We start from the raw sequence: 16715 nt of genomic DNA on the forward strand, positions 1-16715 counted from the left end.
GTGGACCAACTTCAATGAATCAACAAAGGATGCGGAAAACCACCCAGGGGCGCGGGGCTCTGCCGATGTGCGGCTCCGCCGCGCGGGCGCGACCAGCCACAGCGGACCCGCACCCGCACCCGCACCGCTCAACCCCCCTGCTGCGACCGCGCCTTGAACGCCGCCTTACGGGCCTCCTTGGCCACCTTCTTGTCGGGATGCAACCGCCCCATCGCCTCCAGCACATCCGCGGTGGCCGGATGATCCACTCGCCAGGCCGCCGCGAAGAACCCGCTGTGCTGCTGGGCCAGCCCTTCCACCAGCCCCTGCAACTCCTCGGAGTTCCCCTCCGCGGCGAGCTGCGCGGCGATGGTGTCGACGGTCAGCCAGAACACCATGTCCTGGGAAGGCGCGGGCACCTCCCCGAACCCCCGCTCGGCCAGCCAGACCCGGGCCAGCCCACCCAGCTCGGCGTCGTCGAGGACCTCCCGCAGCGCGGGCTCGGCGACCGCGCCGACCAGCGACAGGGCCTGCTGGCAGCGCAGCCGGCGCAACGGCGCCCCCGCGTCGCTGCCCCGGGCCGCAGCCAGCAACTCCCGCGCGGCCACCAGAGGTTCACGCCGGTCCAGCCACTGCTCGGTCTCGGCCTGGGCGGCCGAAGGGGGAAACGCCCCAGTCCCGTCCAGCAGCACGTCCGCCCCCTTGTCGGCGAGGTCACCGACGGCCGGTGCCGGGATGCCCGCCTCCAGCAGCCGTGAGCGGAGCCCGTACAGCCCGAGCGGGGTCAGCCGCACCATGCCGTACCGGGAGACATCGGTCTCGTCGACGACCGCGGCGGGCTCCTCGTCGGCGTCGGCCATCAGCGCCTCGTCGACGGGCTGGTACTCGACGATCCCCACCGGCTCCAGGATCCGGAACTGGTCGTCCAGCCGCATCATCGCGTCGGACACCTGCTCCAGGACGTCGTTGGTCGGCTCGCCCATGTCGCTCGGCACGATCATCGACGCCGCCAGGGCGGGCAGCGGCACGGGTCCGTCGCCGGGGCCGTCCGCGCTGACCGTGAGCAGGTAGAGGTTCCCGAGCACACCGTCGAGGAACTCCTGCTCGGCCTCCGGATCCCAGTCCAGGGAGGCGAAGTCGACCTCGCCCCGCTCGTCCAGGGCGTCGACCAGGTCGTCCAGATCCGGCACGCTCGCGTCGGCCAGCGCCGTCTCCAGAGCGGTCGTCCACACGCCGAGCACGTCCTGCGGGGACCCGGACAGCAGGGCCAGGTCCGCGCCCGTGGCGACGGTGCCCTCCTCCTCGTCGACGATCTCGACGAGCCCGGTGTCGACGGCGACCCGCCAGGCCTCGCTCGCGTGGGCCGCCGCCTCGTCGCCGGTCAGTCCGAGGTGCGCGGCCGCCGCGGGCAGTTGCTCCTCGACGAGTCCGCCCCCGGCGTCGACCCGCGTGTCCTCGCCGGCCCAGCGGGCGAGCCGGGCGGCCCGGGCGAGCAGCGGCGTGGACAGGGCGTCGCGCGCCAGCTCCGCTTCGGGATGCAGCCGCACCGGCGGCAGGGGGGAGCTGTCTGACATCGGCTGGTTCTCCTCGGACGCGTCGTGCCACTCAGCCGCTCAGCCTAGACGGATATCGACCCATGCCGCCCGGTTCATCTCCCCGACCACTCCCGTCCATGGCTGAAACCTTGACAACTGGACTGACCAGGCAGGAGATTGACGCGCGTAGAAATCCGGCGGACATCTGTTCACTGTATTTTCTACGCGCGTCGCAACCGCCCCCACAGGTCGCGGCTCCCACCGTTCCACGTTCACCCTCGTCCCGGCGCCTACGTTCGTCCCCGGAGGGATCCCGTTGCCGAGCAAGAAGTCCGCGCGTCTCGCCGCGCTCACCGTCGCCGCCCTGTCCGCGGCCTCCACCGTCGTCCTCGTGTCGCCCGCACACGCGGCCGCCGTGAGCATCCATGACATCCAGGGCGCGACCCGGATATCCCCGTACGCCGGTCAGAAGGTCACGGATGTGGCCGGAATCGTCACCGGCGTCCGCACCTACGGCTCCTCCAAGGGGTTCTGGATCCAGGATCCGAACCCCGATGCCGACCCGGCCACCAGTGAGGGCGTGTTCGTCTTCACCAGCTCCGCCCCGAAGGTCGCCGTCGGTGACGCCGTCACGGTCACCGGCACGGTCTCGGAGTACGTCCCGGGCGGCACGTCGTCCGGGAACCAGTCGGTCACCGAGATCACCAAGCCGACGGTCACCGTCGTCTCCAGCGGCAACGCGGTCCCGGCGGCCACGGTGGTCGACGCGAGGTCGGTGCCCGCCGCGTACGCCCCGGAGGGCGACCCGGCCGCGGGCAACTCGGTCAACGCCCTGACCCTGCAGCCGAAGAAGTACGCCCTGGACTTCTACGAGTCCCTGGAGGGCATGAACGTCCAGGTCAAGGACGTCCGTGTGGTCGGCGCGACCGACCCGTACACCGAGCTGTGGGTGACGGTGAAGCCGCGCGAGAACGCCACCGAGCGCGGCGGCACGCTCTACGGCTCCTACAGCTCGCAGAACACCGGCCGGCTCCAGATCCAGTCGCTGGGCTCGACCTCGGCGTTCCCGGTCGCGAACGTCGGTGACGTCCTCACCGGCACCACCGCGGGCCCCCTCGACTACAACCAGTTCGGCGGCTACACCCTCGTCGCGGGCCAGCTCGGCACGCTGAAGAGCGCCGGTCTCCCGCGGGAGACCACGCAGAAGCAGCGGAACGGCGAGCTCGCGGTCGCGACGTACAACGTCGAGAACCTCGACCCGACCGACGCCACCTTCGAGGAGCACGCCTCCGCCATCGTGAACAACCTGAAGTCGCCCGACGTCGTGTCCCTGGAGGAGATCCAGGACAACAACGGCGCGAAGGACGACGGTACGGTCGCCGCCGACGTGACGGTGAACAAGCTGATCGACGCGATCGTGGCGGCGGGCGGCCCGAAGTACGACTGGCGCTCGATCGACCCGGTCAACGACCAGGACGGCGGCGAGCCGGGCGGCAACATCCGCCAGGTGTTCCTGTTCAACCCGGAGCGGGTCTCCTTCGTCGACCGCGCGGGCGGCGACTCGACGACCGCCGTCGGCGTCACCAAGGTGCACGGCAGGGCCCAGCTGACAGCCTCCCCCGGCCGGATCGACCCGGCGAACGACGCCTGGAAGTCCAGCCGCAAGCCGCTGGCCGGCGAGTTCGTCTTCCGCGGCCGCACGGTCTTCCTGATCGCCAACCACCTCAACTCCAAGGGCGGCGACTACGGCCTGACCTCGGCGACCCAGCCGGTGCCGCGCAGCTCGGAGATCCAGCGCCACGCGCAGGCGACGCTGGTGAACGCGTTCGTCAAGAGCATCCTCGACGTCCAGAAGAACGCGGACGTCATCGCCCTCGGCGACATCAACGACTTCGAGTTCTCCGACACCGCGAAGATCCTGGAGGGCGACGGCGAGCTCTGGTCGGCGATCAAGTCGCTGCCGAAGAGCGAGCGTTACACCTACGACTACCAGGGCAACCAGCAGGTCCTGGACCAGATCCTGGTCAGCCCGTCGATCCGGCGCGGCTGCGACTTCGAGTACGACAGCGTGCACATCAACTCGGAGTTCAACGACCAGATCAGCGACCACGACCCGCAGGTGCTGCGCTTCAAGCCGTAACCCGCGGAGGGTCAGGCCTGGTTGAACACGCCGTTCAGCCAGGCCTGCCACTCGTTCTCGCACTCCTTGATGTCGGAGTCCGCCGCGAAGTCGTGCAGGGAGATGCCGACCGGGTGGCCCCAGTGGTTGCGCCCGAAGACGCGGGTGAGGCCCCGGTCGGTGCGCAGTCCGATGAACCAGGGGTTGCGGAAGTCGACGACGGCCTCGAAGGTGTCCGGGCCGTGGACCGTCACGCGCGTGCCCGCGGCCACGTCCTCGCCGACACCGAGCGCCCGTCCCACGACGGCGAGGGCGTCGGGGGCCTTGGACGCCTCGGGTCCGTCGAAGGTGGCGAAGGCGGCCGGGCGGGGCGCGAAGTGGGTCAGGTACTCGCGCAGGGTGTGCAGATAGAAGTCGGTGTGCTTGGCGGCGCCGTCGTACTGGTTGTCCCAGTCGTCGACGAAGATCCCGCTGTGGACGTAGCGCACCCAGGCCCGGCGGCCCTCGTCGCGGGGTTCGACGGTGTAGTCGAGCTGGTTGAGGGTCTGTTCGGTGATGCCGTCGACGTTCTCGACCCGGTTGGTGTAGCGGTGCGGCGGGTCCCAGGCGGTGACCTTGGATCCGAAGGGGCCGGTGCCGCCGACGCGGGGCTCGGGCGGCTCCATCGGCCACAGGTAGCCGCCGGTTCCGGTGGTGATCGCCTCCCACACCTGCTCGGGGGTGGCGTCGACCTCGAACTCGCGGGCGATCTCGAACTCTTTGGACATGGTCTACTCCAACTCGGTCTGTTCGGTCTTCTTGAGCGTCGGGTGGACCGCCACGACGATCCGGTGGTCCCTTCCGCCCTCGGCGTCCGGCGCGTCGTACTTGCGGATCAGGGCGGTGACCCCGGCCGTCAACTCCTGGATGAACGCGGCCCGTTCGGCGGCGGAGGCGAAGCGCACCTCACCGTCCAGCGCGTAGGTCGCCAGCCGCCGCCGGGCCTTGGCCGCCCCCGTGATCAACTGACCGACGTCCCGCACCAGTCGGGCCCCGAGGGCGAGCAGCCAGCGCGCGGAGAGCTGGTCGCGGAAGCGGTCCGGGTCGGGCTGCACGGCGGCGAGGGCGAGCGGCGAGATCACGTACGACGCCGCGGTCGCCCGCATCAGCCGCTCGGTGACGTTGCCCTTGCGGCGCTCCCCCGCGAGCTCGACCAGGCCGTGCCGCTCCAGCGCCTTCAGGTGGTAGTTCACCCTCTGCCGGGGCAGCCCGACCTTGCCGGCCAGCATGGCGGCCGACGCGGGGCCGGCCGCCAGCTCGGCCAGCAGCCTCGCCCTTATGGGGTCCAGGGAGACGGCTGCGGCCTCGGGGTCCTCGATCACGGTGACGTCCAGCATGGGTCCACCCTCTCACCGAACACTTTTTTTGTCCAGACGAGTGGAGTTGTCGGACGGGGTTCTATCCGGGGAGCAGACCGAGGACGTGGTCGTACCGGCTGACCACGCTGCTCTTCAGCCCCGGCCAGGTCTGCACGCGCTCCCAGCGGTCCGAGCCCGAGCCGATCCCGTCCCCCGGGGCGGCGAGCGCGTCGAGGTGGGCCTGAGCGCTCTCCCACTCGGCGTAGTTGAGGACCCGGGTGCCGTCGGTGCTGAGGTGGAAGTGGCCGCTGATGCCGCCGGGATGCGGGTTCGGTTCGCTCTCCAGCGCCTCGATGACGGCGTCGACCCAGGCACGCTGCCGGTCGGGGTCAGGGCCCTCGAACTCGATGTCGACGATCACTATGCAGCCCGGAACCCGCTGGTCACCGTCCTGGGCGACGCTGCGGTAGCGCCGGTACCGGCCGAGCCCCACCCGCTCGATGCCCGGGACGGCGGTGTCGATCTCGTCGACGCGCTCCAGCCGCTGGGTCCGCGCGAACGCCTCGTAGGTCTGCTCGTCCGTCCACTGCGAGTGGTGCAGGAGGCTCGCGGTGTCGTGTCCGGTGTAGACGTGGTAGCCGAGGAGCCCGTCGGCGGGCCACGGCCGGCGTTCCCAGGCGCCGGCGATGGCCTCGACGGTCTGCCGCTGCCGCAGCGGGTTGCCCACCCGCCAGGTGCTGAAGAGGGACGCGCCCACCTCGGGCCGGGCGGGGTCGGGATGGTCGTGGGTTCGGCGGGTCATGCGGGACCTCCTCGGATCACTGCTCGGTGTGTGCGCCACCCACCCTCCGACCTCAACCGAGATTCAGGTCAAGTCCGCTGTTCAGGAGGCGATTCGAGCGGGGGTTTCGGGAGACCCGCCTCGGCATGGACGAGCAGGCCGAGGAACAGCCGCACAGCCCCTCCAAGTTGCCCGCGCGATCCTGGCGCGCGGTGCTGCGGCGTACGGCGAAGGAGTTGCTGGACGACGAACTCGCCGACCGTGCGGCGGCGTTGACGTACTACGGTGTCCTGTCGCTGTTTCCCGCCCTGCTGGTGATGGTCTCCCTGCTGGGCGTGGTGGGACAGCGCGCCACGGACAAGATCCTGGACAACATCGGGGACCTCGCGCCGGGCCCGGCCCGGGACATCCTGCGGGACGCGGTGGTCCAGCTCGGCGACAGCGGCGGCACGGGCAGCGTGCTGGCGGTCCTCGGACTGCTCGCCGCGCTGTGGTCCGCGTCCGGGTACGTCGCCGCCTTCATCCGTACGTCCAACGCGGTGTACGACCTTCCCGAGGGGCGCCCGGTGTGGAAGCTGACGCCGCTGCGGCTGGCGCTGACCGTGACGCTGATGCTGATGCTGGCGGTGAGCGCGCTGATGGTGGTGTTCACGGGCCCACTGGCCATGGGGGTCCCCCCGGTCGAACGAAGTTGAGACTGGGGGAGGGCGGGCCGGGCAGTGGGGTTCGGCGACGCGGCGATCGCGATCTGGGGGGTGACCAAGTGGCCGGTGCTGCTGCTCCTGGTCGTCGTGATGATCGGGCTGCTGTACTGGGCCGCCCCCAACGTCCGCGGCGGGGGCTTCAGCTGGATCTCCCCGGGCAGTGTCCTCGCCACCCTGGTCTGGCTCGCCGCCTCCCCGGGTTTCGCCCTCTACGCCGCCAACTTCGGTTCGTACAACAAGACGTACGGCACCCTCGCCGGTGCCATCGTCTTCCTGGTGTGGCTGTGGCTGACGAACCTGGCGATCCTGCTGGGCCTGGAGTTCGACGCGGAGCTGGCCCGGGAGCGGGCGATCGCCTCCGGCGCGGCCGAGACGACGGAGGAGCCGTACGTGGAGCCCCGGGACACACGGAAGTGGCCGCCGAGGTTGCGGGCGCGGCTGTCCCGGGGCAAGTGACGCGCCCCCGCGGCGGCCGGACCGCACGCAGGGATGTGGGCGGCACCCCGCGGTTCCGGGTGCCGCCCACATCGGCCTTCGGCGTACCGCGGCCTACTTCTTCGGGTACCGCCAGGACACGACGACGATCGCGGCCAGGGCCGCGCCGACGATCAGCACCGGCCGCGGATGCCGGATCGCCGCCAGCACCAGGGGCCGGGCCGGCTGGGGCACGCTGTGCTCCGCCCTGCGCTCCAGCGCGGCACTCGTCTCCGACGCCTTGCCCTGGGTGAGCCGGCCCGCCCGCTGCGTGCGGTCCTGGACCTGATGACCGGTCTTCGCCGCCCGGTCCTGGACCTTGTGACCGGCCTGGGTGGCCTTCTCCTGCACGGTGTGACCTGCCTGCGTGGCCTTGTCGTGCACGGTGTGGCCGGCCTGCGCCGCGCTGCTGCGCAGCTGCACGGTCATCGCGCCCGCCTTGTCCCTGAGGTCCGCCGCACGCGCCCTCGCCCGGCCCTTCACGTCCATCTTTCCTGCCAACTCCTCAACTGTGTCGCCGAGTTCACTGCGGGTCCGCTCGATCTGCTGCCGCAGTTCGTCGGGGCCCTTGGCCCCCGTCACGGGGGGCTCGCTGCCCGTCCTGTCCGTCATCGGTGCGCCCTTTCCTTGATCTCCTCGACGTCCGCCTTGACGCTGCCGAGGGCCTCCTCGGGCGTCGGGGGTGTGGCCTGGCGCAGCTGGGCGCGGCCGACGGCGGCGAGCACGCCCGCGATCACGAAGAGCACAGCCGTCACGATGAGTGCCGAGGCCCACACCGAAAGCACCAGTGCGAGAGCGGCGGTGGCCGTTCCGGCCAGGGCGAGCAGTCCCGCGTAGGCGAAGGCGCCGGCGGCACCGAGCAGCCCGCCGCCCTTCCCGGCCCGCCGGCCCTTCTCGGCCAGCTCCTCCTTCGCGAGGGCGACTTCCTGCCGCATCAGCCTGGAGACCTGTTCGGTGGCCTGTCCGACGAGTTCGCCCACCGAGTGATGTTCGTCGTGCGCCGGCCTGGGGGCCGTGGTTCCGGTCACGGTGTTCCGCCTCCTCTCGGTCGGAACACCCGGGTACCCGGCCCGGCCCCCGCTACCCCACCTGCGGACCGCCGTCCGGGCCGCGCTGCCCGAGCCGGGCCAGCTGGCTCTGGAACCAGTCGAGCCGGGCCTGCAACAGGGCAGCCTCAGCAGCGAGTTCGGGCACTCCGAGCCCCTCGGGCAGGCCGGGATCAGCATCCGTGAGCACGGTGGCGGGCCGTGCCACCACCCGCAGCCCCTCACCGGCCAGCCGGGCGAACCCGGCGAGCGAGACGGCCGTACGTCCACGCAGGCAGCCCGCGCAGGAGGGGACCAGGGCCCGCCAGCCGGGTCTGCCCCAGCCGGCGTCGGCGAGCGCCGCCGCGACCAGGCCGCAGGCGCAGGGTCCGACGGTGGCGGTCCGCACCCGCTGGCGGGCGTAGCGGAAGCCGAGCTCGAAGCGGAGGTAGCGGCCGAGGACCAGGACGTCGAGGAGGACGGCCGTACGGTGCTCGGCCGTGCACAGCAGCGCCTCGGCCGCCGCGCGATCGTGTACGCAGTGGAAGCCGCAGTCGCAGCGGCGGTTCGGTGCCCGGTGCCGCAGGCCGTAGACGCAGGACGCGTCGGCCAGGACGCCGTACGGCAGCGCGCCGCCGAGCGAGACACCGGTGAACCCGGCCCGAGTGCCGTCCTGGGACAGCACCGGGTGGGCGATCTTGTATCCGGTCGGCGGCTCCGTCGGGCGTTCCTCCGGAAGCCGCAGCCTCATCGGGCCGCCGGGACCTCTTCGGGGGCCTTCAGTTCCTTGATCTCCTCGGGGAGCTCGAGCTCCTCCTCGTGGATCTCCGGCCGCTCTTCCGCGACTCCGGTGGCGAGTGCCTTGCCGAGCTTCATGACGCCTCCAGGACCAGGGGTCGTGCACCGTCCTGACCATGGTGACCCATGCGGGCCCGATTTGGACATAGGACCTTTTCGCAGCATCCCTTACCGGTACACCGTAGGAGAATTAAGTGGAGCTTCACGGTCGACCGGCCGAGACTACGCGTATGACGACAACCTCCCCGCCCTTCGGCCGCGCCCTGTGCGCCATGGTCACGCCCTTCGACGAGGCCGGCGCCCTCGATCTCGACGGCGCCCAGGCGCTAGCCGACCACCTGGTGAGGGAGGGCTGCGACGGGCTCGTCCTCTCTGGTACCACCGGCGAGTCGCCGACCACTACGGACGCGGAGAAGGCCGCGCTCGTGAGGGCGGTACGGGAGGCGGTGGGCGAGCGGGCCTCGGTCGTGGCGGGGGTGGGCACCTTCGACACCCGGCACACCGTGGAGCTGGCCCTCGCCGCCGAAAAGGCGGGCGCGGACGGGGCGTTGGTGGTCAGCCCCTACTACAGCAGGCCGCCGCAGGACGCGCTGGAGGCCCACTTCCGGGAGATCGCGGACGCCTGCGCACTGCCCGTCATGCTCTACGACATCCCGGCCCGCACCGGTACCCGCATCCAACCGGAGACGATTATCCGGCTCGCCGAGCACCCCCGGATCGTCGCGGTCAAGGACTGCTCCTACGACCTTCTCGGCACGCAAAAGGTCCTGCACCACACGGAGTTGGCGTACTACGCGGGCTGCGACGAGCACATCCTCGCCCTGTACGCGGTGGGCGGGGCGGGGTACGTCAGCACGGTGGCCAACGTGGTCCCCGCTCAACTCCGCGCGGTCCTCGACATGTTCGAGGCGGGCGACACCCCCGTGTCCGCCCGCCTCCAACAACGGGCCACGCCGCTGATCGAGGCGATGATGTCGGCGGGCCTGCCCGGCACGGTGACCGCCAAGGCCCTCCTCAACGCGCTCGGTCTGCCCGCGGGCCCGGTCCGTGCCCCGCTGCGGCCCGCCGGCCGGGAGGCGGCCGACGGGCTGCTGGCGGAGTACGAACGACTGGTGGCCGCCTGATCAGGGTTGTGACCGCTCTGATCAGGGCTGGGCGAAGAGCGGCCCCCAACGCCCGGCGCCGTCGGGTGTGTCGCCTTCCCTGAAGCCGCTGAGCGGGGTCTCCTTGTCGCTGCCGATCGTGACCAGCACGAGCCGGTTGTGGTGCTCGTTCTTGTCGTTCTCGGCCATGTCCCACGCGATGAGCTGCTTGTTGCCCACCCAGGCGATCAGCTGCTGCCCGCGCACCTCGGTCTTCTCACCGGTCATCGCGTCGACGACGTACGAGGACGTCTTCCACTTCCTGCCCGCGAAGCCACCCGCGACGAGCTTGCCGTCGGGGGACCTGCCCGCCTCGACCGACCAGTCCAGGTACGCGTAGCCCGCCGGCACGGGGACCTCTTTGCCCGTGAGGTCGTAGAACGCATAGCCGGGCTCCATGGGGCGGCCCTCCCAGACATGGCGCCCGTCGTCGGTGAGGGAGAAGTCCTGGCGGCTGTTGAGCATGGCGCCGCGCAGGGGGTCGTCGGAGTTGCCCGCGATCTTGATCTCGGTCCAGGCGCCGTCCCCCGAGGACACGTCGAGGACGTAGAAGCCGGTGCGGCTCGACGTCCACGGCCGGCCCCACTCGACGTTGCCCTTCACCTTGATCAGCCGGTCGGGATTCTCGCTGTACGTCGTCGCGACCAGCCTGCGGCCGTCGCGCGAGAAGGTGAGCCCGCCGACACCGTGGTCCACCTTGATCCACCGCACGACCTTGCCGGTGGTCAGATCGAGCAGGCCGATCCGCGAGGCGGGCAGATTCCGTTCGAGGACGGCGGCGGTCTTCCCGCCGGGGGCTACGGCGACCCAGGACCAGTCCGCGGCCTCGGCGTACTTGCCGGTCTTCGGGTTCAGCAGGTGGTAGGTGCGCTCGTAGACGGCGCTGTCCGCGCTCTTCTTGACCGTCTCCGCGACGCAGTACCCGGCCAGGGTCGTGCCCCCGACGGAGATCTCGTCGCGCGGCGGCGACTGGTCGGGGTGGGACTCGACCTTCTTCGGGGTCACGATGCCGCCGGAGGGCCGTACGTCCCCCTTGCCGGAGTCCAGCAGCGGTACACCCACCCCCACGGCGACCGCTGCCACGGCGGCCACGGCGACGACCGCGGCCCTACGGGTCCGGCGGCGGCGCCGGACGGCGAGCACCCGGTCGGCGAACCCCGCTGCCGCCGGGGGCTGTTCGGCGGCCTGCTCGCGCAGAGTGTCGCGCACGATGTCGTCGACGTTCACGGACGCACCTCCACGGGCGAGTAGTCACGGGTGCCGAACCGCTCGGCCTCCGCGGGGCCGAGGGCGGCCAGTTCGGGAGCGAGCCGGCGCAGCCGGGCCAGCGAACGGTGGGTGGTGGACCGCACGGTGCCGACCGAGCAGCCCAGCAGACGGGCCACATCGGCCTCGGGCAGGTCCTCGAAGTAGCGCAGCACCAGCACGGTGCGCTGGCGTGCGGTGAGCCGGGACAGGGCCTGGCGCATCACCAGGCGCAGTTCGGCCGCGGTGGCGGCGTCGGCGCCCGGCTCGCCGGTGCCCGGTGGTTCGGGCGGCTCGGCGACACTGACCTCCCGCCGGGGCCACTTCAGCCGCCAGCGGCTGACCTGCTGACGGTAGAGGACCTGCCGTACGTAGGCCTCCGGCTCGTCGATCTTCTGCCACCGTCCGGCCGCGTTCACCAGGGCGTTCTGCAGCAGGTCCTCACCGGCGTGCTGGTCTCCCCCGCACAGCAGCACAGCGGTCTTCAGCAGGGCGGACGACCTGCTGTCCACGAAGTCCCGGAAACTCTCCAGCCCTTCGGCATTCATCGTCACCTTCTCTTCCCCGGCGACGCCTGTGCGCCGCCCCTCCGACCCTTGTGACGCGTACGGGGGCCCGCCGCTATGCCACCGCCACGAAAAAAGTCGCCGCAGAGGAACGTGGTCCTCTGCGGCGACTTTCGTCCGGGCCGGAAACGGTTCAGTTGTGGCTGTGCAGGACGTCGTTGAGGCCGCCCCAGACCGCGTTGTTCGGGCGGGCCTCGACCGTGCCGGTGACCGAGTTGCGGCGGAAGAGGATGTGGGAGGCGCCGCTCAGCTCGCGGGCCTTGACGATCTGGCCGTCGGGCATGGTGACCCGGGTGCCCGCGGTGACATAGAGACCGGCCTCGACGACGCACTCGTCGCCGAGTGCGATGCCCACGCCCGCCTCGGCGCCGATCAGGCAGCGCTCGCCGATGGTGATGCGGACGTTGCCGCCGCCGGAGAGCGTGCCCATGGTGGAGGCGCCGCCGCCGATGTCCGAGCCGTCGCCGACCACGACGCCGGCGGAGATGCGGCCCTCGACCATCGACGTGCCGAGGGTGCCCGCGTTGAAGTTGACGAAGCCCTCGTGCATCACGGTGGTGCCCGCGGCGAGGTGCGCGCCGAGGCGGACCCGGTCGGCGTCGGCGATGCGGACGCCCTTGGGGGCCACGTAGTCCGTCATACGCGGGAACTTGTCGACGCTCGTCACGGCGAGGTGCAGGCCCTCGGCGCGGGCGTTGAGGCGCACCTTCTCGATCTCGTCGACGGCGACCGGGCCGAGCGAGGTCCAGGCGACGTTGGGCAGGAGACCGAAGATGCCGTCCAGGCTCTGGCCGTGCGGCTGGACCAGACGGTGCGAGAGCAGGTGCAGTCGCAGGTAGGCGTCGTGCGTGTCGAGCGGCTTGTCGTCGAGGGAGGCGATGACCGTGCGGACCGCGATCACCTCGACACCGCGGCGGGCGTCCGGGCCGATCGCCTTGGCGGCGCCTTCGCCGAGCAGTTCCACGGCCCGCTCGGCCGAGAGCCGCTCGGTGCCGGCAGGTCCGGGTTCGGCGGAGATCTCGGGAGCGGGGAACCAGGTGTCGAGAACGGTGCCGTCGGCGGCGACGGTGGCCAGGCCTGCGGCGATGGCGCCGGTGGTGCGCGGAGCAGTCGTGTCGGTCATGAGGGAAACCTAACCGGCGCGGGGCGCGGGACGCGAACCCGTGCGCGGGGCGTCTCGGGTGGTGGGCGGCCCGCACTCCCCCGTGGTGCGGGCCGCCCGGTCGGAGGGGTCAGCCGCGTTCACCGGCCCGGTCGACGACGGCCGTGGCGACGAGGGAGCTGCCGCCGACGACCTTCTCACCGGCGAGCATGCGCACACCGATCACGCGATACGTCTGCGGGTCGAGCAGCCACTGGTCCCGCAACGTCTCCTCGGTCCCCGGATAGGGGTCCCGGGTGTGGTACTCGAGCGCGATGGCCCGGCGTCCGGAAGCGGTCTCGACGAGGTGGTCGGTGACCGACCCGCCCGGCAGGGTGGCGAGCGCCCGGTAGAGCGAGGCCAGCCCCTCGGAGGGCATCACGTCGGCGCCGAGGAGGACACTGATCTCGGTGTAGTCGTTCTCCGCCTGCGGCACCCCCTTCGGGTCGGCGATGGCGTTCTTGTCGCGCAGCACCTTCAGCGTCTGCTCGCCGCCTGCGGGCAGCGCGACCAGGACCCGGTACATCTCGCGCGCCGAGCGGTCGTCCCCCTCCCCGCCGTTCTCCAGATGCATGGCCCGGGTGTTGAGTTCGAGCTTCTCGCCCGTGCGGTCCGGCTCCATCATGGCCATCGCGGTGCCGTCGTAGCGGATCCAGCTCTCCTGCGGGCCCGCCAGCAGCTTCCTCGCGCCCTCGGCGTGCTGTGCCTGCTCGTCGTACGGCTCCTGCGCCTCCTTGGTGTAGATCCACTGCTCCGCCGTCGGGACCGGGCCGTCCGGCTCCGCGGCGACCACGTCGGCGGCCCGCCGCAGAAGCTCGGCCGCGCTCACGCCCTTCAGGGACACCGTGGGCGTGACGGCGGGCTGCACCTTCCGCCCGCCGCCCCCGCCCACCAGCAGGGCCGCGGTCACGGCGACGGCGGTCACCGCCGCCACGACGGCCACGACGACGAACTCCCGGCGCCGCCACGGCGCCCGCCGCCGTTCTCCGGCCCGCGCCGCCTCCAGCAGCCGGGCCCGTCCCGGCGCGAGCCGCGCGCGGTCGGGCACCGGCGCCTGGGCGCGCAGTCCGCGTACCTCGGTCATCTCGTCCATCGCTACGCCACCTCCGCCGCGTCGCTCACGAATGCGGGATCGGCGCCCAGCGCCGTACGAACCTTGCGACGCGCCCGGTTGAGCCGGGAGCGCACGGTGCCGACCGGGATGTCCAGGGCCTCGGCGACCTCCTGGTAGGTGAGGTCGGCCCAGGCGACGAGCAGCAGGGTCTCCGGCCGACAGCGCGGCGAGGGCTCCGGCGAGCGGCCCCTGCGCCGCGATCCTGCTGTCCGTGTCCTCGACCCAGGACTCGCTCCAGGACGCGGCGAGCGGGTCCTGACCGGTGCGGGCCAGCGCCCTCAGTGCCCGTACCTCCGAGCGGCGCTGCTTGCCGATGAGGTTGCCCGCGATGCCGTACAGCCAGGGGCGGGCGTTGGGGCGGGCGAGGTCGTAGCGGGAGCGGATCCGGAAGGCGACGAGGAAGGTGTCCGACGTGATGTCGTCGGCCGCGCCGTCGCCGAGGCGGCGGGCGGCGTACCGGTGGATGTCCGGCGCGTAGCGGTCGTAGAGCCGTGCGAACAGCTCCGGCTGCTCCAGCGACCGGGCGACGACCTCCGCGTCGTCCTGCGTCCGTGCCGTGGACGACGTGGACGACGGTGGTCCACTCACAAGGCTCCCCCTGGTTCGTCGGTGTGTGCGTGACACCCCCTGTTTCCCGATGTGGGGCGGAGAGTTCACGGACGACGCGAGAACCTCAGCACATCGTCCGCGTCCCTTGCGGGATCACCCGGGCCAGCACCTCCCGCGCGTAGTCCTCGTCGTACGGCGTCCCCGTGAGCAGCACCTGGAGACAGATCCCGTCCATCAGCGCGACCAGCGCCCGCGCCGTGACCGGGTCCGTGCGGCGGCCGAGGCGTTCGGCGAGGTCGTCGGCCCATTCGGCGGCGACGGGGCGCAGGGCGGGGCGGCGCAGGGCGGCGAGGTAGAGCTCGTACTCCAGCTCGACGCCGGTGCGTTCGCCGCCGAGCCAGTCGGCAAGGACGCGGGCGAGACCGGCGGCCAGGTCACCGCCGGGGTCGTCCAGGGCGCCGTGCGCGGCGACCGCCTTCGCGAAGCCCTCGCTGGCCTGGCGCAACGCGGCGACCATCAGCTCGTCGAGGCTCTTGAAGTGGTACGTCGTCGAACCGAGCGGTACGTCGGCCTCGGCTGCGGCGCTGCGGTGGCTGAGCCCCGCGAGCCCCTTCTGCCCCACGACCCGGATGGCCGCGTCGATGATCCGCTGGCGCCGCTCGGGGTCGTGCCGGCGGGGCATCAGTGCGCCCCGCCCAGGTTCAGCACCACGACCCCCAGGATGATCAGCGCGATTCCGGCGGCCTTGGTGGCCGTCATCCCCTCCCCGAGGAAGACCATCCCGATGGTGACGATGGCCGCGGTGCCCAACCCGGCCCAGATCGCGTAGGCGGTGCCGACCGACACCGTCTTCAGCGTCTGGGCTAGCAGGGCGAAGGAGAGGACGTACCCGAGCACGGTCAGCAGCGAGGGCCCGAGCCGGCTGAAGCCCTCGGTGTACTTCATGGCCGTGGTCGCTCCGACCTCGGCGGCGATGGCTCCGGCGAGGAGCAGGTATCCCATGTGTACGAGCGTACACAACAGGTGGACGAAGACGGGCCGTACGGGACAAGGGGGTGCAGAGGTGACCACGCCACCACCCTGCCGCCGCCGCCGAGAGGGGAATGTGGAAACCGGCCGGTTCAAAGGGCTGCTCGGGACCGCCGGTAACCACTAGTGTTCCCCCGGAACCACTTGTGTTTCACCATTCACCTACCGCGCCACCACAGCAGCGGCACGTCGCTCCGCGCCGCGCCGGAGGAACAGCGCATGCCCGAAGACAAGTCCCGGCCGCCCCAGAACCGCCCCTGGGAGAACGGCTGGACACTGGACACCTCCCGCACGCCCGGCACCAGACGGCTCTATCTCGCCGGGGCGCTGGCGGTGGTCACGATCGTCGCCTGTGTGGCGGCGATAGCCGCTACCGACAAGGCAGTTGACGCGCCGTCAAAGACCGCGCGGGACGACGGATCCGGACTGATCTCCTTCTCCTCGCAGCCCGCGACGGCCGCCGCCCCGCAGGGCGACAGCGGTCTCTCGTCGGTGTCCCCCACTCCCCAGGGCCCCCGGCAGCAGGGCGCCGACCCCACCGTCACGGTCACCGCCACCCCGAAGCCGCCCAAGTCCACGGCGTCCAAGGGCGGTTCATCGAAGCCGAAGCCCGCGGTGACCTACCGTTCGGTCCGCGCGGTCAACTACCCCGACCGCTACTGGCATGTGACCGAGTACTACGTGGCCCTGGACCCGGTCCGCGGCTCGGAATCCCGCGAGGACTCGACCTTCAAGCAGGTCAAGGGCCTCGCGAACGCCTCGTGTTACTCCTTCACCACACACGACGGCAAGTACCTGCGCCACAGCAACTTCGTCCTGCGTGCCGCCCGCGACGACGGCTCGTCCCTCTTCAAGCAGGACGCGACGTTCTGCCCCCGCGACTCCTCGTACTACCGGGGCGCCGTGATGCTGGAGTCGGTCAACTACCCCGGCTACTTCCTCCGTCACGAGAACTTCGTGGTCCGGCTGGAACGCTTCGAGTACAACTCCCAGTACCTGGCCGACTCGTCGTTCCAGCTGGTGGGCGGACTGGCCTGAGACGCGCACACAGAAGCGGGGGGGGGGGGGGGGGGGGGGGGGGGGGGGCCAGCGGCAAAAAAAGACACGTTTAAACCAACGCCCCCCCAAGGGACGGCCCCCCCGCACGGGGGAATTGAGGGGCCCCCCCCCCCGACAA

The 16715-nt window shown here is 71.5% G+C and carries 17 protein-coding genes and 2 pseudogenes; 4 read left to right on the plus strand and 15 right to left on the minus strand.

The features are described 5' to 3' along the window. Positions 1–128: 128 nt before the first annotated feature. On the minus strand, positions 129–1553 hold the full coding sequence (locus tag ABZT06_RS37480) for a hypothetical protein (protein WP_355751623.1): 1425 nt from the start codon (positions 1551–1553) through the stop codon (positions 129–131). 277 nt (positions 1554–1830) lie between these two features. On the opposite strand from ABZT06_RS37480, the gene ABZT06_RS37485 reads away from it, so the two are divergent. After that, the gene (locus ABZT06_RS37485) at positions 1831–3654 is read left to right on the plus strand and encodes an endonuclease/exonuclease/phosphatase family protein (protein WP_355751625.1); all 1824 of its coding nucleotides are present in this window, start codon (positions 1831–1833) and stop codon (positions 3652–3654) included. Positions 3655–3665: 11 nt separating this feature from the next. Here ABZT06_RS37485 and ABZT06_RS37490 read toward each other — a convergent pair whose 3' ends face one another. The 3 genes from ABZT06_RS37490 to ABZT06_RS37500 all read right to left on the minus strand — a co-directional run bounded on the left by ABZT06_RS37490 (position 3666) and on the right by ABZT06_RS37500 (position 5772). Continuing rightward, entirely contained in the window at positions 3666–4400 is a 735-nt protein-coding gene (locus ABZT06_RS37490) for an SRPBCC domain-containing protein (RefSeq protein ID WP_355751627.1), read from the minus strand. A 3-nt stretch (positions 4401–4403) separates the two neighbouring features. After that, positions 4404–5009 (minus strand): winged helix-turn-helix domain-containing protein, encoded by a 606-nt coding sequence (locus tag ABZT06_RS37495; protein ID WP_355751629.1) that lies wholly within the window; start codon positions 5007–5009, stop codon positions 4404–4406. Between the two features lie 61 nt (positions 5010–5070). Further along, entirely contained in the window at positions 5071–5772 is a 702-nt protein-coding gene (locus ABZT06_RS37500; protein ID WP_355751631.1) for an antibiotic biosynthesis monooxygenase, read from the minus strand. Positions 5773–5897: 125 nt separating this feature from the next. Here ABZT06_RS37500 and ABZT06_RS37505 point away from each other — a divergent pair. Continuing rightward, positions 5898–6911 (plus strand): annotated as a pseudogene (locus ABZT06_RS37505) (YihY/virulence factor BrkB family protein). A gap of 93 nt (positions 6912–7004) precedes the next feature. Here the strand turns inward: ABZT06_RS37505 and ABZT06_RS37510 are convergent. Genes ABZT06_RS37510 through ABZT06_RS37525 form a run of 4 tightly spaced genes read right to left on the minus strand, consistent with a single transcriptional unit; the run spans position 7005 to position 8830 of the window. Continuing rightward, the gene (locus ABZT06_RS37510) at positions 7005–7541 is read right to left on the minus strand and encodes a DUF3618 domain-containing protein (RefSeq protein ID WP_355751633.1); all 537 of its coding nucleotides are present in this window, start codon (positions 7539–7541) and stop codon (positions 7005–7007) included. Then, positions 7538–7957 carry a phage holin family protein gene (locus ABZT06_RS37515; protein WP_355751635.1) on the minus strand — a complete coding sequence of 140 codons (420 nt, stop codon included), beginning with the start codon at positions 7955–7957 and terminating at the stop codon, positions 7538–7540. Before ABZT06_RS37515 ends, ABZT06_RS37510 begins: the two co-directional genes overlap by 4 nt. Positions 7958–8009: 52 nt before the next feature. Beyond that, a complete protein-coding gene (locus ABZT06_RS37520; protein WP_355751636.1) occupies positions 8010–8705 on the minus strand; it encodes a hypothetical protein in 696 nt (231 codons plus the stop codon). Further along, a complete protein-coding gene (locus tag ABZT06_RS37525) occupies positions 8702–8830 on the minus strand; it encodes a hypothetical protein (RefSeq protein ID WP_256122893.1) in 129 nt (42 codons plus the stop codon). Before ABZT06_RS37525 ends, ABZT06_RS37520 begins: the two co-directional genes overlap by 4 nt. A gap of 152 nt (positions 8831–8982) precedes the next feature. Between ABZT06_RS37525 and dapA the strand changes: the two genes are divergently transcribed. Continuing rightward, positions 8983–9876 carry a 4-hydroxy-tetrahydrodipicolinate synthase gene (gene dapA, locus ABZT06_RS37530; RefSeq protein WP_355751638.1) on the plus strand — a complete coding sequence of 298 codons (894 nt, stop codon included), beginning with the start codon at positions 8983–8985 and terminating at the stop codon, positions 9874–9876. A gap of 21 nt (positions 9877–9897) precedes the next feature. On the opposite strand, the gene ABZT06_RS37535 is transcribed toward dapA, so the two are convergent. The 7 genes and pseudogenes from ABZT06_RS37535 to ABZT06_RS37565 all read right to left on the minus strand — a co-directional run bounded on the left by ABZT06_RS37535 (position 9898) and on the right by ABZT06_RS37565 (position 15511). Then, positions 9898–11121 (minus strand): WD40 repeat domain-containing protein, encoded by a 1224-nt coding sequence (locus tag ABZT06_RS37535; protein ID WP_355751640.1) that lies wholly within the window; start codon positions 11119–11121, stop codon positions 9898–9900. Beyond that, positions 11118–11687 carry a SigE family RNA polymerase sigma factor gene (locus ABZT06_RS37540; protein ID WP_355751658.1) on the minus strand — a complete coding sequence of 190 codons (570 nt, stop codon included), beginning with the start codon at positions 11685–11687 and terminating at the stop codon, positions 11118–11120. The genes ABZT06_RS37535 and ABZT06_RS37540 overlap by 4 nt, the downstream gene beginning before the upstream one ends. A 151-nt stretch (positions 11688–11838) precedes the next feature. Then, positions 11839–12828: a 2,3,4,5-tetrahydropyridine-2,6-dicarboxylate N-succinyltransferase gene (dapD, locus tag ABZT06_RS37545; RefSeq protein WP_355751642.1), complete on the minus strand. Its 990-nt coding sequence runs from the start codon at positions 12826–12828 to the stop codon at positions 11839–11841. A 109-nt stretch (positions 12829–12937) separates the two neighbouring features. After that, positions 12938–13939: a CU044_5270 family protein gene (locus ABZT06_RS37550; RefSeq protein ID WP_355751643.1), complete on the minus strand. Its 1002-nt coding sequence runs from the start codon at positions 13937–13939 to the stop codon at positions 12938–12940. A gap of 2 nt (positions 13940–13941) precedes the next feature. Next, positions 13942–14548, minus strand: a pseudogene (locus ABZT06_RS37555) (sigma-70 family RNA polymerase sigma factor). 85 nt (positions 14549–14633) lie between these two features. Continuing rightward, on the minus strand, positions 14634–15191 hold the full coding sequence (locus tag ABZT06_RS37560) for a TetR family transcriptional regulator (protein ID WP_355751645.1): 558 nt from the start codon (positions 15189–15191) through the stop codon (positions 14634–14636). Continuing rightward, positions 15191–15511, minus strand: a complete 321-nt coding sequence (locus tag ABZT06_RS37565) for a multidrug efflux SMR transporter (RefSeq protein WP_355751647.1) — start codon at positions 15509–15511, stop codon at positions 15191–15193. The genes ABZT06_RS37560 and ABZT06_RS37565 overlap by 1 nt, the downstream gene beginning before the upstream one ends. Positions 15512–15757: 246 nt before the next feature. Here ABZT06_RS37565 and ABZT06_RS37570 point away from each other — a divergent pair, with 246 nt between their 5' ends. Then, a complete protein-coding gene (locus ABZT06_RS37570; RefSeq protein WP_355751649.1) occupies positions 15758–16576 on the plus strand; it encodes an AbfB domain-containing protein in 819 nt (272 codons plus the stop codon). Positions 16577–16715: the final 139 nt, after the last annotated feature.

This window comes from Streptomyces sp. NPDC005483 (genome assembly GCF_040606035.1).
Classification (GTDB): Bacteria; Actinomycetota; Actinomycetes; order Streptomycetales; family Streptomycetaceae; genus Streptomyces.